Source organism: Microcoleus sp. LAD1_D3 (assembly GCF_036702135.1).
Taxonomy (GTDB): Bacteria; Cyanobacteriota; Cyanobacteriia; order Cyanobacteriales; family Microcoleaceae; genus Microcoleus.
The window spans coordinates 13,804-27,966 of the sequence record NZ_JAUBSB010000043.1 but is presented as its reverse complement, the minus strand read 5'-3'; the positions used below and the strand labels follow the sequence as shown (position 1 = coordinate 27,966).

The window sequence follows — 14,163 nt, the reverse complement described above, 5'->3', positions numbered from 1 at the left end:
TCTATTATTAAATTTTAAAATCTGTGGCATTTACCTATTTTTTAAATTGCTATCAAGGGATTTCGATGGGTAAAGATATAGTAAATTTTGTGTTACCAGGCACACTTTCTACTTGCAGTTCACCTTGGTGTTTTTCCAGAATTTTTTGAACTATATCTAATCCCAAACCGCTGCCTTCACCTGGAGGTTTAGTTGTGAAAAACGGCTCAAAAATTCTCGGCATAATCTCTGGAGGAATGCCGGGGCCACTGTCGGTAATACTGACTGATATTGCGTTCGCTTGGTGTTTGACATCAATTTTTAACACTCCTTTGTTGCCCATCGCTTGTAAAGCATTGTGAACCAAATTTGTCCAAACTTGATTGAGTTCATCAGGATAGCATAGCACAGAGGGCAAATTAGTACCATAGTTTCTGACCACTTCCACACCGTGTTTGATTTGGTAGTGGTAAAGCGTTAAAACAGTATCAATACCGGCGGTAATATTAGCGATTACTTTGGAACCCGACTGGTCGTAACGAGAGTAGCTTTTCAAAGCAAAAACAATTTTGGCGGCCCTATCTGTGGCAGTAGCAATAGTTTTAGTGCTTTTTTGTACCGTAGCAAATTGGTAGGCTGTTTGTACAATGTTTCGACTTTGGCTGTCTTTCAATAAAGGTAAAAAAGGTTCTACATTATTGCCGATGCCGATATCTAATAAGGTACAGGCCAGACTGTCGGCGTCGTCAATATTTTCCGATTCTAGTTGCCCCTGCAAAAGTTTTTTTAACTGACGTTTTTCTTTACTAGATAATGTGTCTGTTTCTTGGCGGGAATTTTCCAGCAAAGCAAAGAAATCCTGTCGCTGTTCCGGGGATAGCTGTTGGAAAAATATCGGCAACTGCTGCAATTGTTCGATCCAGAAATCAGCGATGTTCTGCACAGAAGATCGAATTGCCCCTAAAGGAGAATTGATTTCGTGAGCAACTCCGGCAATTAACTGTCCGAGGGCTGCCATTTTTTCTGATTGAATGAGTTCTTTTTGAGTCCGCTTCAGTTCTTCTAAGGTATGAGATAATTCTGCATTTTTTTGGCACAGCGCTGACTCGGCTATTTTGCGGTCGTTGATGTTGCGGGCAACCCAAATAACTGCATCTTTTGAGAACAGAGAAATGCAGGCGGAAAACCAAATTTCGCGACCACAAACTGTTAAGCTGTAGTCAAAATTGAGAGTTTGTTGTGTTTCTAACACTTGCTGAACTAACACCCACCAATCATCCGGGTTGTCGTCGTCAAAAAAATGTTCGATGGTCAAGCTGACTATATCGCAATCAGGCTCAGAAGCCGCTGCCACATTCGTTGGCAAAATTTCTATGTTCCGCTGACTGTCTAGCACGAGAACGATGTCGGTCATCGCTTCAAAAACGGCGCGGACTTTCCTTTCAGAAAAGTGTAATTTTTCTTCGAGCAATTTTCTACCGCTAATTTGTTGCTGCAATTCTTCGTTAGTGGCTGCTAGTTGAACCGTGCGGTCTAGAACTCGCTGTTCGAGTTCGGTGTTGAGGCGGCGAACTTCAGTTTCAGCGGTGGTGCGGTCTTGTATTTCCTTTTTTAACTGACTGTTAGCATTAATTAATTCTAAAGTTCGCTGTTTGATTTGTTCTTCCAAATTATCATTTAAAATTCGCAATTTTTCCTCGACTTCTGTTCTCCGCAACGCTTCTTTTTGCAATTCTTCGTTCATTTGGTTCAACTCCTGAATTTTATCGGCAACTGTTTCCTGCAAAAGCTCGACATTGGCGTGCATTTCTACCGGATCTAAGGCCTCCCGCAAGCTAATTTCAGTCACAATTCCGGCTAAATATCCTTCCTCGTCCACCACCACCAAGCGCCGGATGCGGTGCTGCTGCATTAACTGGTGAGCCTGCCACAAGGTGGCTTTTACCTGTAACGGTATCAGCGGAAAACTCATCGCGGCGGTGACGGGAGTACGTGCGAAATCTAGTCCAGAAGCTTGGAATTTAACAATGTCGCGTTCTGTAATTATGCCCACAGGTTTCTGATTTTTGTTGTCGCTGTCAGTGCAAATGACTATGCAGCTTTTCCGCTGGGTTCTCATCTGTTTTGCGACTTCTAAAACTGAGGCGCTGCTTGAGGTAACTATTAATTGTGTAGTCATAATTTCTTCGGCGCGCCACATTTTCAGCAAGTCTGCCGGCTTGAGGATTTGACGGATGCTTTCGCAGGTGATAGCGCCTAGCAAGTTGCCACCTTCGTCTAGGAGGGGTAAATGACGGATTCTTTTCGATCGCAATATGCTCAATACCTTGAAGATATTCCCCGCTTTATCGAGGGAAATGGCGATCGGGTTTTCAGTCATCACCTCAGAAATTGCCACCCCTGCTAGCGGTATTTCGCTAGCAGTTATTTTCACAACATCGCGTTCTGTAAAAATTCCCAGCAATTGCTGCTCAAACGCGATTAAAATGCAACTGGCACTCGCCTGAGTCATGGCAGCAATTGCGACTTTCAAGGGTGTGTCTGGAGGCAGCACCGGCAGTTTGGGGTCGATCGCCTGTTCTAGCAAGCTTTGGGTATCAGAAACTGTTGTTGACATGGGCAAATCAAAGGGGAGAGATGCAGGCGGAACCGCCACTTAATAACATTTTAGATTTCAGATTTTACACTCGCGGCCTGCTAACCGCAATCGAGATTTGACATCGGTCTAGAGTTGTATTTTTAGTCGCGTATTGGTATGAATTTTAGTGTGATCACGCTAAACGGCCATCGGAATTAACACCATACACGTCCTTTGACCGATAACTGATGTTACTTCTATTTTACCCGAATGTTTTTCCACACTTTTTTTAACAATCTCCCGTCCCCAGCCGCTGCCTTCGTCGGCGGGTTTTGTGGTAAAGAACGGATCAAATATTCGTGACCAAATTCCCCAGAAACTCAGTGCCCACTGACGAGCAGGCTCTGATTTTCAGCTCTCACCTCTACTTTTAAAACTCGGCAATTCTCTATCGCTTGTAAACCATTGTGCATCAGATGTATGAAAACTTGTTTGAGTTCGTCTGGATCACACAACTATTTAGGCAGGGGATCTGGACAATTTCTGACAACTTCTCCTCTGCCTTTTAGTTGTTTTAATCAAAATTAAACAGAGTTTTAATGGGATTATTAATAGTGGGAGTTCCTTTTTTAAAAAACAGTTAAATCCAGAATATTTTTTGAATTAAAAATTACTTTTGTGGCTCTGTCTAGCAAATTATTTTCTTGGGAATATGTGAATAAATGGCCGAGATTATCTGCATGAGTCAGCCAGTTAAGCACCATTTGATGAAATATTTGCTCGCAGTGCAAGTTGATGGATTCCTTCTGTTTAGCAAGCAGGTTGCTCGATTCAGAAAATTCGCGTTTTATTTCTGTAATTTCTAGCCCTACAAAATAGGAATATTGCGATTTTTGGCACAATAACCCACAACTTCAAACTCAGCGTTTTTGAGAGCACTTTAATAGCTTTCTCGGAATATTAATCGGGTTTCCCTGACATGAAACTTGCTGTGAGCGATACAAGCTGCTACTAAATATAATATCCTGCCTCAGAGGCTGTGGGCATTGAACATCGATAACTGTAGCTATGTGTTGCAGTAACTAGCAGCCCAGAAAATCACGGTGCCCCCAATTGTAAATAATAACCCTGCCTTTGCGCGCAAGCATTCAAGGCAGGGTTATTATTGAGTATTCCGAATTCTCAAGGGTGAAGCGAGGGCGCTGCTGCCGACTTCGGCTGCCGAGCAGTGCACTACTCGCCCAATCGAGTTATTTTAGCGCTGCGTTCGGCCAACATCAGCAGTACATAAATAGTCATTACATAGCCGGCGGCCAGAATGGGAATAATTAGAGGAATATCGCGATAAATCATAATTAGAACCAAAAGTCAACGACGAGGAGGAGCAGGACAAGTTCAAGACCTACTACATTAAGTCAGCACGCAAGACCATGCCTTGGTTCTGAAGGCTGTTTTTCCATATCAAGCCTGCGGGAACATTTAGGCGTTCCCGGTCATCAATAATGATTTACTGCTTTACAGATGCTTAAACAGCCTAAAACCATCCACTTTAGCTGCTTTGAGCTACCGTGCACATAAGATGCGCTACTCTTAACTTCTGAAAACTTTTAGCCGCGAGGAACTAAAAATCTGTCCCAGAAATTTTGGCTGCGATCGACTCACAAGGCTGGCTCTACGAAACTTTTACAGGCACTTAAAAGCTACCTGGCAGTCTGGCTGTACTTAATGTATAGAATTGTTTAAATCCTTAATACCCATAATAACACAGGGTTTCTGGGATTTAGAGATTTTTTGGCAGTCTCCTTAACAATTCGATACAATAGGGGCAACCCCTCTGAGAGCCGGCAACTCGCCTCTGGCAGTCGGGTGACTCCCATCGGGTGACAGATGACAAATAACTGCCGATCGCCTAGATTTTTCTTTTCTATTGCAGAGAATTACCTTAAAATAAAGATATGATTTGTAAAATTTTGTTACTTTACGGCTTGAGTCGGCGTATCCATGATCTCTAGCACTCTCCTATTTTCCTCGGTTGAAGAAGACCTGCGACTGTTGACAGAAAACTTAAAACAGTTAGTGGGTGCCCGTCATCCCATCTTGTACGCGGCTGCAGAATACTTATTCGGCACAAAGGGAAAACGAGTGAGACCCGCAATCGTTCTGTTGATGGCCAAGGCGACTATGCCCGATCGGGAAATCACGGAAAAACACCGCCGCCTCGCTGAAATCACGGAAATGATCCACACAGCTAGTCTCGTGCACGACGACGTGGTGGACGAGTCGGATCTGCGGCGCGGAGTGCCGACTGTTCACAGTCGGTTTAACAACCGAGTGGCAGTATTGGCGGGAGATTTTCTGTTTGCTCAATCTTCCTGGCATTTGGCAAATCTCGACAACCTGCCAGTAGTCAAACTGCTTTCAGAAGTGATTATGGATTTAGCTGAGGGGGAAATTCAACAGGGACTAAATGGATTTGACACCAGCTTGTCGATCGAAGCGTACCTAGAAAAAAGTTATTACAAAACAGCGTCTTTAATTGCCAACAGTTCCAAAGCAGCGGGCTGTTTGAGCGAGGTTTCAGCGGAAATAGCAGACGATTTGTACAACTACGGTCGCAACATTGGTTTGGCATTCCAAATAGTAGATGATATATTAGATTTCACCGCTTCAACGGAAACTTTGGGGAAACCGGCAGGCTCGGATCTCAGAAGCGGTAATCTGACCGCACCAGCACTATTTGCCCTAGAAGAAAAGCCTTACTTGGAAGTTCTCATAGAACGCGAATTTGCCCAAGAAGGAGATATAGAGCAGGCCCTGGCACTTGTAGAAGATTCTAAAGGCATAGAGAGATCGCGAGAACTAGCAACAAATCACGCACAGAAAGCCGTCGAATACTTAGCTGCGCTGCCCCATTCAGAGTCCCGTCAAGCTCTGATTGATTTGGCTGAATACGTTTTGAGTAGACTTTATTAGAGGTTAAAAAGTTACATTTTATTGGTAATGGGGAATTGGTAATGCGTAATTCCCAATTCCTAATGCCCTGTTACCAATAAATAGAAAATTGAGTCGTTTAGGCAATATCCGGCGGTGGAGCCGATCGATACTGTTGCAAGTAAACGTTAATTAAGCTCTGTACTTGCTCGCGAGGAATTTCCGTCCCGACTTCCTGATTGCCGGGACTTTCAAAAAAAACAATGCTGTCAAGACCTTCCAGAGCTATCATCTGAAATAAAATGTGAGTGACAGGCAAAAGCACCGGTCTGAGACGATCGCCCCCAGCAGCCGCAGCCTGCGACGCATCTTTAATACTATTCCAAGCATAAATCACCTTCTTCTCCCGTCCCGGTTGCTTGAGATTGCTCAAAACCACGATCGCCCAACTTTGGTCTACCGCTTGCAGGATCGAGTATTCGAGGTGCTGTAGCTGTTGGGCAATTAACACCAGTGCCGGGGCGATCGCCTTTAAGATTTGTGGCGTCGAACCGTCGGGCGGAGCTTTTTGGATCAATGCTTGAATCTGTTGATCTAAATCCATCAGTCAGTTCTGTGATATCTAAAATTAAAAATTTCAGGTTAGCAGGTCCGCATCCAAGTATATATTACCGATCGCCCGCTATGACATTTCAAGCCTTTGGGGGCATTCTTCACCACTCATGAGCGGGCTGGCTGCTGATGGCGCACCTTACCCCAGATGGCGACTCCAAGAATTTGTTGGCCGCTACTCTTATATATCTATTGTTCATATTTATAGTTGGTCGATCGTCCTTGACGCTACCCATACCTGCCGTTGCACCTCGGCCTCATCAGCTACACCCCTAATTTTTTCGTTGTTAACGGCCCCACATTTACCTCAAGTGTAACGAAATATTACAAGATGACGCTAAAGCAGCATAGAGGCTTGACAGCAAAGAATTAAGTGGCTAATCTGATATACATACCCGGGTAAGTCAATTCACTGTCATATGCAAGAAAAGCAAAAAGTTACATTGTATCTTCCACCAGAACTGCATCGCCAGCTCAAAATCCGAGCCGCAGTCGAAACTGAACCGATGTCATCAATTGCAGAAAGGGCAATTGTCTTCTACCTAGGAAATCCCGAACTGGTTGACGAAGTAGAAGCCTCCTACGGACAAACCCATCGGGTATACAACTGTCCAGAATGCACGGGTTCAGTAGTAATGCGAGATGGAGAACTGGCATCGGTAACAAGTCAGCCGAGCGTATTGGCTGAACAGGATCTTCCCGTAAAGCAGGTGTCGGGCGTCGCCGTCAGCACGGCCAAACCGGGAGAGGAAGAATTGGTTCCCTGCTAAGAATGCCTTGCTTCCCAAAAAGCTAAAACTGAAATTTTCAGTAACAGGGCGAAGGGCAGCATTGAGATTCAGCAAAGATAGCACCGTCTCTAGTGGGTCGAGGAATATGCAAGAAGAGATCAGTATTCTAATCCAAGCTCAATATCCTCTGATCTACCTCGTGACATCCGAGGAAGAGCGGTGTGAGCAAGCAATTTCGACAATAGCTCAAGCAAAACCACAGCGACGAGTATTTATCTGGACTGTAACTCACGGCATTGTGGAGTATGGTCAACCCCGCACCACCACCCAACACAACACCGTCTCGCCAGAGGCAGCAATTGAATGGGTGATCAGGCAGCGAGAACCCAACAGTAACGCTAGCATCTACATTTTCAAAGATTTGCATCCTTTTATAGATTCTCCTCCGGTAACGAGGTGGTTGCGCGATGCGATCGCCCACTTCAAAGGAACGCAAAAGACAATTATACTGATGTCTCCTTTGCAGCAAATTCCGATCGAGCTAGAAAAGGAAGTAGTGGTATTAGACTTCGCGTTGCCAGACATGAAGGAACTAAACCAAGTATTGTCTGGTCAGTTGGAGCAAACAAAATCGCGACGCATTACTACAGAAGCGCGAGAAAAACTTTTAAAAGCAGCCTTGGGATTGACCAAGGACGAAGCTGAAAAAGTTTATCGTAAAGCCCAAGTTTCGACTGGGCGCCTCACAGAAGAAGAAGTAGACATAGTTCTTTCGGAGAAAAAGCAATTAATTCGGCGCAACGGCATTCTAGAGTTCATTGAAGAAGACGAAACCCTGGATGCAGTCGGCGGTTTAGAAGAGCTGAAGCGGTGGCTGAGACAGCGTTCCAACGCCTTTACAGAAAGGGCGAGAGAATACGGTCTGCCCCAACCAAAAGGGATGTTAATTCTCGGCGTACCCGGATGCGGAAAATCGCTGATTGCCAAGACCACCTCCCGCCTCTGGGGACTGCCCCTGCTGAGGCTAGATATGGGTAGAGTCTACGACGGCTCGATGGTGGGTCGCTCGGAAGCCAACCTCCGCAATGCCCTCAAAACCGCAGAATCCATCTCTCCAGCCCTCCTGTTCATCGACGAACTAGACAAAGCCTTTGCAGGAGGCACTGGTTCGGCAGACTCAGACGGAGGCACCTCCAGCCGGATTTTCGGTTCGTTCCTCACTTGGATGCAAGAAAAGACTTCCCCAGTCTTCGTAATGGCAACAGCCAACCGAATCGAGCGGTTGCCGGGAGAATTCTTGAGGAAAGGCCGATTCGACGAACTCTTCTTTGTTGATCTGCCTACAAAAGAAGAACGCCAAGATATTTTTAAGATTCACCTGTCCAAGCGGCGTCGGGAAATTACTCGCTTCGATTTAGAGCAACTTTCCAACGTTTCCGACGGCTTTTCAGGTGCAGAGATTGAGCAAGCGCTAGTAGCAGCAATGTACGAAGCCTTCGCTCAAGATAGAGAGTTTACGCAGCTAGACATCATCGCGGCCATTAAATCTACAATGCCACTGTCTAAAACAATGACCGAACAGGTCACCGCCCTTCGAGATTGGGCTAGACAGCGTGCACGGCCCGCTGCGTCTTCCGTCGCTGAATACCAGCGAATGGAATTCTAAAAGCTTTCTCCTGGTCCAAACAGGAGCAAAGGCTAGCAACAGCTAGCAGTTCGATTCAAGAGCCGCCAAGCGGCACCGTTAAATCCAGACCGTTGTTGTTTCTCTCTCAGTTGTATTAGGAGGAAATCCAATGTCTCACTTTAGCACACTGCGTACCAAAATCACCGATGCCGAAATCCTGAAAGCTTCCCTGCGCGACTTGGGCATTTCAGTCAAGTCAGAAGCTGATGTTCGTGGCTATAATGGTCAGCGCGTTCGCTCCGACATCGTGGCGATTCTCGAAGGCGAATATGACCTGGGTTGGTCTCGCAATAGCGATGGTTCTTTTGACCTGATTGCCGACCTCTGGGGCGTCGCCAAAAAACACAATCAAACTGAGTTAATCAACTCCATCAACCAGAAGTACGCAGTTAACAAGACCTTGGCCGCAGTCAAGCAGCGCGGTTTGCAAAATGCCAACGTTAAGCTGGTAGTGCAAAACTAATTGATCTGCAGGTTTCCAAGCTCGCGGGTTAACCAAACAAACGGGTTAACCCGTTTTTAGCTCGCTAGGATGTAGAGGGGGGTCTTTGGGCCACCACATACTTTTTTAGCACCCCCAAGCAGCAGCTTTCAACCTGAAAGCTGCTGCTTTATGCTTTAATGGTCGGCTACCTAATGCTTGGGGCAATCGTCGATCGTTTGTTGATAAATTTCAAGTATTCGATCGACTTTGCGTTCCCAATCAAAATGCTGCCGGACTCGCTCCCGTCCCGCACAACCCATACTCTGCCGCAATTCTGGTGAATGAGCCAGCTTGAGCATCGCATCTGTCAGTCCCTTGACAAATCCTTCTTTAGAAGTCGGTTCTACTAAAATACCGCAAGTGGAATTCAGATAATCTGCAGGGCCGCCCCAGTTCGTTGCTATGACTGGCAAGCCCACGGCCATTGCCTCCATCACCACTGCCCCGCCGCATTCCCGCAAACTGGGAAAAACCATTGCATCAGCTTGTTGCATTTTGAGAGCGCACTCCTCCTGAGACAGCCAGCCACTAAATACCACCCTGCTCTCGATGCCTAAACGAGCTGTTTGAGCTTCGAGTTCCCCTCGGATGTGCCCATCACCGATGATTTCCAAGACTGCATCGGTTTGAGCTGCGACGGGGACGAAGGCTTCCAGCAGCAAGTCTACAGCTTTCCAGTCGATCAGTCGGCCTAAAAAAATAAAATGAACCTGCCCGGTCGCTGCTCTTGATAAGCTAGAGTCCGATCGCCACACCGAGAAATCCACGCCGTTTTCCACAAGTTCAATAATTTTACCCTGCACCCCAGATGCAAGTGCCTGCTTCGTGCGATCGTTTGCCACTAACAGCGTCTCGGCTTTGATTTTACCGGGAAAAAGACGATTGAAGAAATCGACGCACTGGTGACCGATCGCGATTAAAATATCAATGATAGGATTTTGGCGCGATCGAAAAGCCAGAGGAAATTTAACCGACGTGTTCATCGGCCCGATAACTACCGGCACTCCCAATCCGAACATCAACGAAGGAACTGTTGCCGAGACTGGTGTCGGTTCGTGTACAACATCAATCTCGTGTTCGCTCAGGAGCCGCCGGACAATACGACGCTGTAGCACTTGGGTGTACAGGTGAGTGAGCAGTCCAAAAGTAAAGTCATTCACTCTTTCAGGGATAAATCGCCCGCAATTGTTAAGCAGCCGGTGCAGCCAAGTGTCGGGTACAAAGTGCATTCGATCACGCTCTTCTGGAAACAGTGCTGTGAGTTCTGCCTGGGTGCGGGCGTGCGCCACTAACCATGTCTCTATTTGGCGCGATCGAAGTATCCGAAAGTAGTTGACCGGCAGCAATGACTCGCCGCCGAATTTAGTTGAGGCATTCTGAGCAACAATTAAAATTCGCATAACTTGCTTGGGACTCAACTGAATTTATGTACTCTGAGATTAAATTTCTTCTTGGGAATAACTAAGACGGGTTAGTTATTCCAAGTTTTTCCAAGCACTGAGCTAAAGTTTCTGCACTGCGGCCGTGGCTAAATTTGGCGATAATTTTTTTCCGAGCTTCCTGACTGAGGCTCAAAGCAAGTTCTGGATTTTGGAGTATATTGGCGATCGCATCTGCCATTTCTTCGGGTTTTTCTGATTGGACTAATACAGCATCCGCGCCGTCATCTACTAGCTCAGAAGTTCCGCCTACATTAGTAACTACCGCCGGCACCTCCATCGCCATGGCTTCCATCACAGCAACCGGAACTCCTTCATTCAAACTTGCCAAAGCAAAAACGTGAGCTGCTTCTAGACCTTGGCGAATTGCCTGTTCCGAAACCGCCCCAAGTAGCTCCACGCATTCGGACATCGATTTATCTTCAATCATTTTTTGTAGCTCTTGGTGATATCCGCTGCCCCCTTGTTCATCCTCGCCTGCAATTTGTAGCCTCACGTCAAATCCCCGATTTCGCAGCAATTCTACCGTCTCAATCAAGTATTTGTGACCTTTCACCGGGTTGAGGCGGCCGCAAGCAAAAATCTTGCACGGACTTCCTTCTTGCCAAGGTGTGTAAGGGCTGCTGCGTTTAATTTCGGCAAAATTAACTCCCATTGGAGCAACAGCTAATTGTTTGGGAAGAAAGTTCGCTAATTTATGTTTGACATCATTGAGAAGCAGTTGAGATATGACGATCGCAAAAGCAGCATTTTTCCACTTTTGTTCCTGATTTGACCCGTACACTTCTAGAGTAGGCCCGTGAAGAGTCATACTGTAAGTACAGCCTGTAATAATTGAGTTAAATAAGGCTATATTGGCGGCATTGGCACAGGAATGAACGTGGATGTGGGACCAACCTTTTGTTTTTGTTAACCCTGCTAGTTTGCCAGCCACAAAAATCCATGCCAAGAGTCGCACCTTTTCAGATAAGGATGTGTCACTCGCTTTGGCAATAACTGCGAGGCACTGCCACCATGCAGCGGGGCCAGCTTTGAGAACCTCTAGGAATGAGTTAATAAAATCTTTCGCAGCAAAGGGAAATAGATAAACAGTATTTTTTTGAGCTTCTTCTGCCCATACGTGAGAAGCGATCGCTCTCGGGGGCGGTTGAGTTGATACTAAATCTGTTTCAATTCCAAGTTCTGCCAGAAATTGTCGTTCCCGCCACAAAAAGATGTGTGTTTGTCCGGGAAATTGTGGAATAAAGTATCCAATTTTTGCCTTCATTTATTACCTGCTTTTTAATTTTTAACTCAACAACATTTCTCACTACGCAGATGCACGAACCCCTTTCTCACCGAGCATTTTTTCGTAAATCTCGACGATTTTTATGGCTTTGTTTTCCCACGCAAATTCTCTGGCTTTTTCGATCGCCTTAGCTGACATACTTTCCCGCAGCCGATCATCTTCGACTAACAGCTTAATTTTACTTGTCAACTCCTGGGTGAGATACTCTCTAGAAATTGGCTCGATCTTAAAACCAGTTTCTTCATTCACGTATTCACCAATACCGCCGTTATTAGCCACAATGCAGGGGAGTCCGCAAGCCATAGCTTCCATTACCACTGCGCCGCCAAACTCTCGGATCGAAGGGAAACAAAAAATATCTGCTTTTCTGTAATAATCCAGAGTTTCTTGTTGATTTACCCATCCGGCAAAGCTGACTATTTCGCCTAAATTAAGCTCCTTCACTCGGTTTTCCAAGTTGTTTCTTTCTGAACCGTCTCCTACTATGCTTAAGCGGATTTTACTCTGAATGTCCGGGTCTAATTGACCAATAGATTCAATGACAATATCGGCGCATTTGTAAGGAACTAACCGACCCACAAAAAGCAGATTGATCTTGCTAACATCTTTATCAAGAATATTTGTCTGATTTAAAAATTCCTCGGAAATCCCATTTTCGTAGAACAAATCAATCCTTTGATCGGGAATGGCAAACAAATCTTTTAGCATATTTAAAGTGTATTTTGAACCCGCTAAAACTTTGTCGGCTTTTTGGTAAGTTTCTACATAACCTGGAATTAATGCTCTACCAACTGCTCTCAAAAAGTTAAATTGAGCAAATTCTTGTCTTGCCGTTTCTTGAAAACCTGGGGGAAAGGGAATGCCTCCATTCACCGGCCCGAGAATAAAAGGAGTCTGCTGGCATACACTGACTACCTTAAACGGATAGCGCGGCATCATGGGGGTAATTGCATGAACTATGTCATAATCTCCGTTGAGGATTTTTCCTTTGAATTTTTGATATACTTGTTGATTGAATTGCTCATATATTGGGTAGTTCAAGGCATGATAAATTGGCCAATTAACTCGCCCGGTTGCGGTAAGTTTTTCGACTATTTTATAATATTGCTTGGCCAACTTTCCTTCTTCAATGTAGATGGTTTTTTCATATTCTGGGTGCTTTTCAAGGGCTGATTTATTTCTAATATGGGTAACGAGTGTCGCATCAACTAAATGGTTTATTTTTTGAAAAAAATTGTATCCAACCAATGGTACTGATGCCCAGTCAGGATTGCACTGTTCTACAATTAGTAAAACTTTTAATTTTTTATTACTCATTTGTTTACTACTCAGGGGTGGACTTTCTGGGACGTTAGCTGTCATTCTAGCTGGCTGAATTAATAGACTTGGTGGTTTTGTATTCGATTAGCTTGCTCTGCTGCCCCAGCAATCGGCGCTGGTGAAACTGGATTTGACCTTGTAGCTGGGGAAATTTGGCTAATACACATGACAAAGCGTAGATGGCTGCGTCTTTAGTTGTGAGATCGCGATGCTTTATATAATAGTTATAGGTGCGAGAGGTTGCTAAGGGGTAGCCACTCAATAGTAACAAGCTCCAGCCTTTTGTCGGCCATGTCATTGCCAAGGCTAGCGCTGGCAAGACTAAGCCCCAAAACCAGGTGCTACGGGTTTCTTTGACCCAATGGCGCTCTGGTTCGCTGCCGTGCATCCAGGAACCTTCGGCATAGGCGTGACCCGCTCTTTGAGCCCGCTTCCACCACTGAGCGAAACTCGTCATTTGCGCGTCGTGCAGGGTCATTTCTGCGTCTAAGCGAAGGATTTTCCAATCTTTTTGGCGCAGCCGCAAGCACAGTTCGGGTTCTTCGCCGGCTATTAGTGCGGGATTGAAACCTTCCACTTGCTGAAATGCGGTGGCGCGCATCATGGAGTCGCCACCGCAGGCTTTGGTTTCGCCGATGGGGGTATCCCACTCAATGTCGCACAATTGGTTGTAGATGCTTGCTTCGGGATATCGTTCGCGCCTGCGCCCGCATACTGCTGCTACGTCTGGTTTGGCTGCAAGTTCGCTGTAGGCTCGATCGATCCATCCATCAACTACTTCGCAATCACCGTCCACAAATTGGACAAATTCGATGTCGGGTGCTAGTTCCAGCAAGCGGGCAAAGCCTTCATTTCTGGCGCGTGCTGCGGTAAACGGTATAGATAAGTCTAGTTCTACTGTATCGGCCCCGATCGATCGGGCTAACTCTAGGCTACCGTCTGTTGAGCCGGAATCGACGTAGACGACGCGGGCAACTTTGTCTGTGGCCGAGACTAGGCACTGGCGGAGGCGCTGCCCTTCATTTCGTCCGATCGCTACTAATCCTATTTGTTTCAAATTTTCTTTCTTGAATTCGACTACTGACGAGTTCATTTTATATTATAATAAAATTCC

Annotated in this window: 11 protein-coding genes; 4 read left to right on the top strand and 7 right to left on the bottom strand. The window is 45.8% G+C overall.

Features of this window, described 5'->3' with window-relative positions; translation table 11 throughout:
- Positions 1 to 52: 52 nt before the first annotated feature.
- Together QUA74_RS21230 and QUA74_RS29925 are read right to left on the bottom strand one after the other, a co-directional pair.
- Positions 53 to 2,596 carry a CBS domain-containing protein gene (locus QUA74_RS21230; protein WP_333333203.1) on the bottom strand — a complete coding sequence of 848 codons (2,544 nt, stop codon included), beginning with the start codon at positions 2,594 to 2,596 and terminating at the stop codon, positions 53 to 55.
- Between the two features lie 159 nt (positions 2,597 to 2,755).
- Positions 2,756 to 2,914, bottom strand: a complete 159-nt coding sequence (locus tag QUA74_RS29925) for an ATP-binding protein (RefSeq protein ID WP_445302164.1) — start codon at positions 2,912 to 2,914, stop codon at positions 2,756 to 2,758.
- 1,644 nt (positions 2,915 to 4,558) lie between these two features.
- Here QUA74_RS29925 and sds point away from each other — a divergent pair.
- Positions 4,559 to 5,530: a solanesyl diphosphate synthase gene (gene sds / locus QUA74_RS21225; protein ID WP_190658411.1), complete on the top strand. Its 972-nt coding sequence runs from the start codon at positions 4,559 to 4,561 to the stop codon at positions 5,528 to 5,530.
- A gap of 97 nt (positions 5,531 to 5,627) precedes the next feature.
- On the opposite strand, the gene QUA74_RS21220 is transcribed toward sds, so the two are convergent.
- Positions 5,628 to 6,092, bottom strand: a complete 465-nt coding sequence (locus tag QUA74_RS21220; RefSeq protein WP_333333201.1) for a hypothetical protein — start codon at positions 6,090 to 6,092, stop codon at positions 5,628 to 5,630.
- Positions 6,093 to 6,519: 427 nt separating this feature from the next.
- Here QUA74_RS21220 and QUA74_RS21215 point away from each other — a divergent pair, with 427 nt between their 5' ends.
- The 3 genes from QUA74_RS21215 to QUA74_RS21205 all read left to right on the top strand — a co-directional run bounded on the left by QUA74_RS21215 (position 6,520) and on the right by QUA74_RS21205 (position 8,981).
- Positions 6,520 to 6,870: a hypothetical protein gene (locus QUA74_RS21215; protein ID WP_333333199.1), complete on the top strand. Its 351-nt coding sequence runs from the start codon at positions 6,520 to 6,522 to the stop codon at positions 6,868 to 6,870.
- A gap of 106 nt (positions 6,871 to 6,976) precedes the next feature.
- Complete coding sequence (gene ycf46 / locus QUA74_RS21210; RefSeq protein ID WP_333177654.1) at positions 6,977 to 8,497, top strand: stress-responsive protein Ycf46; 1,521 nt, start codon at positions 6,977 to 6,979, stop codon at positions 8,495 to 8,497.
- A 130-nt stretch (positions 8,498 to 8,627) separates the two neighbouring features.
- Positions 8,628 to 8,981 (top strand): DUF1257 domain-containing protein, encoded by a 354-nt coding sequence (locus QUA74_RS21205; RefSeq protein ID WP_006635781.1) that lies wholly within the window; start codon positions 8,628 to 8,630, stop codon positions 8,979 to 8,981.
- 170 nt (positions 8,982 to 9,151) lie between these two features.
- On the opposite strand, the gene QUA74_RS21200 is transcribed toward QUA74_RS21205, so the two are convergent.
- The 4 genes from QUA74_RS21200 to QUA74_RS21185 form a co-directional block, all read right to left on the bottom strand.
- Positions 9,152 to 10,402, bottom strand: a complete 1,251-nt coding sequence (locus QUA74_RS21200; RefSeq protein ID WP_333333197.1) for a glycosyltransferase family 4 protein — start codon at positions 10,400 to 10,402, stop codon at positions 9,152 to 9,154.
- Between the two features lie 61 nt (positions 10,403 to 10,463).
- Positions 10,464 to 11,708 carry an exopolysaccharide biosynthesis GT4 family glycosyltransferase EpsE gene (gene epsE / locus QUA74_RS21195; RefSeq protein ID WP_333333195.1) on the bottom strand — a complete coding sequence of 415 codons (1,245 nt, stop codon included), beginning with the start codon at positions 11,706 to 11,708 and terminating at the stop codon, positions 10,464 to 10,466.
- Between the two features lie 42 nt (positions 11,709 to 11,750).
- Positions 11,751 to 13,046 (bottom strand): glycosyltransferase family 4 protein, encoded by a 1,296-nt coding sequence (locus QUA74_RS21190; protein ID WP_333333193.1) that lies wholly within the window; start codon positions 13,044 to 13,046, stop codon positions 11,751 to 11,753.
- A gap of 46 nt (positions 13,047 to 13,092) precedes the next feature.
- Entirely contained in the window at positions 13,093 to 14,106 is a 1,014-nt protein-coding gene (locus tag QUA74_RS21185; protein WP_333333228.1) for a glycosyltransferase, read from the bottom strand.
- Between the last annotated feature and the right edge of the window lie 57 nt (positions 14,107 to 14,163).

Coding starts and splice junctions, on each gene's coding strand:
- QUA74_RS21190 (WP_333333193.1), bottom strand. CDS start 13,046: ATGAGTAATAAAAAATTAAAAGTTTTACTAATTGTAGAACAGTGCAAT.
- sds (WP_190658411.1), top strand. CDS start 4,559: ATGATCTCTAGCACTCTCCTATTTTCCTCGGTTGAAGAAGACCTGCGA.
- QUA74_RS21230 (WP_333333203.1), bottom strand. CDS start 2,596: ATGTCAACAACAGTTTCTGATACCCAAAGCTTGCTAGAACAGGCGATC.
- epsE (WP_333333195.1), bottom strand. CDS start 11,708: ATGAAGGCAAAAATTGGATACTTTATTCCACAATTTCCCGGACAAACA.
- QUA74_RS21200 (WP_333333197.1), bottom strand. CDS start 10,402: ATGCGAATTTTAATTGTTGCTCAGAATGCCTCAACTAAATTCGGCGGC.
- ycf46 (WP_333177654.1), top strand. CDS start 6,977: ATGCAAGAAGAGATCAGTATTCTAATCCAAGCTCAATATCCTCTGATC.
- QUA74_RS21220 (WP_333333201.1), bottom strand. CDS start 6,092: ATGGATTTAGATCAACAGATTCAAGCATTGATCCAAAAAGCTCCGCCC.
- QUA74_RS21215 (WP_333333199.1), top strand. CDS start 6,520: ATGCAAGAAAAGCAAAAAGTTACATTGTATCTTCCACCAGAACTGCAT.
- QUA74_RS21205 (WP_006635781.1), top strand. CDS start 8,628: ATGTCTCACTTTAGCACACTGCGTACCAAAATCACCGATGCCGAAATC.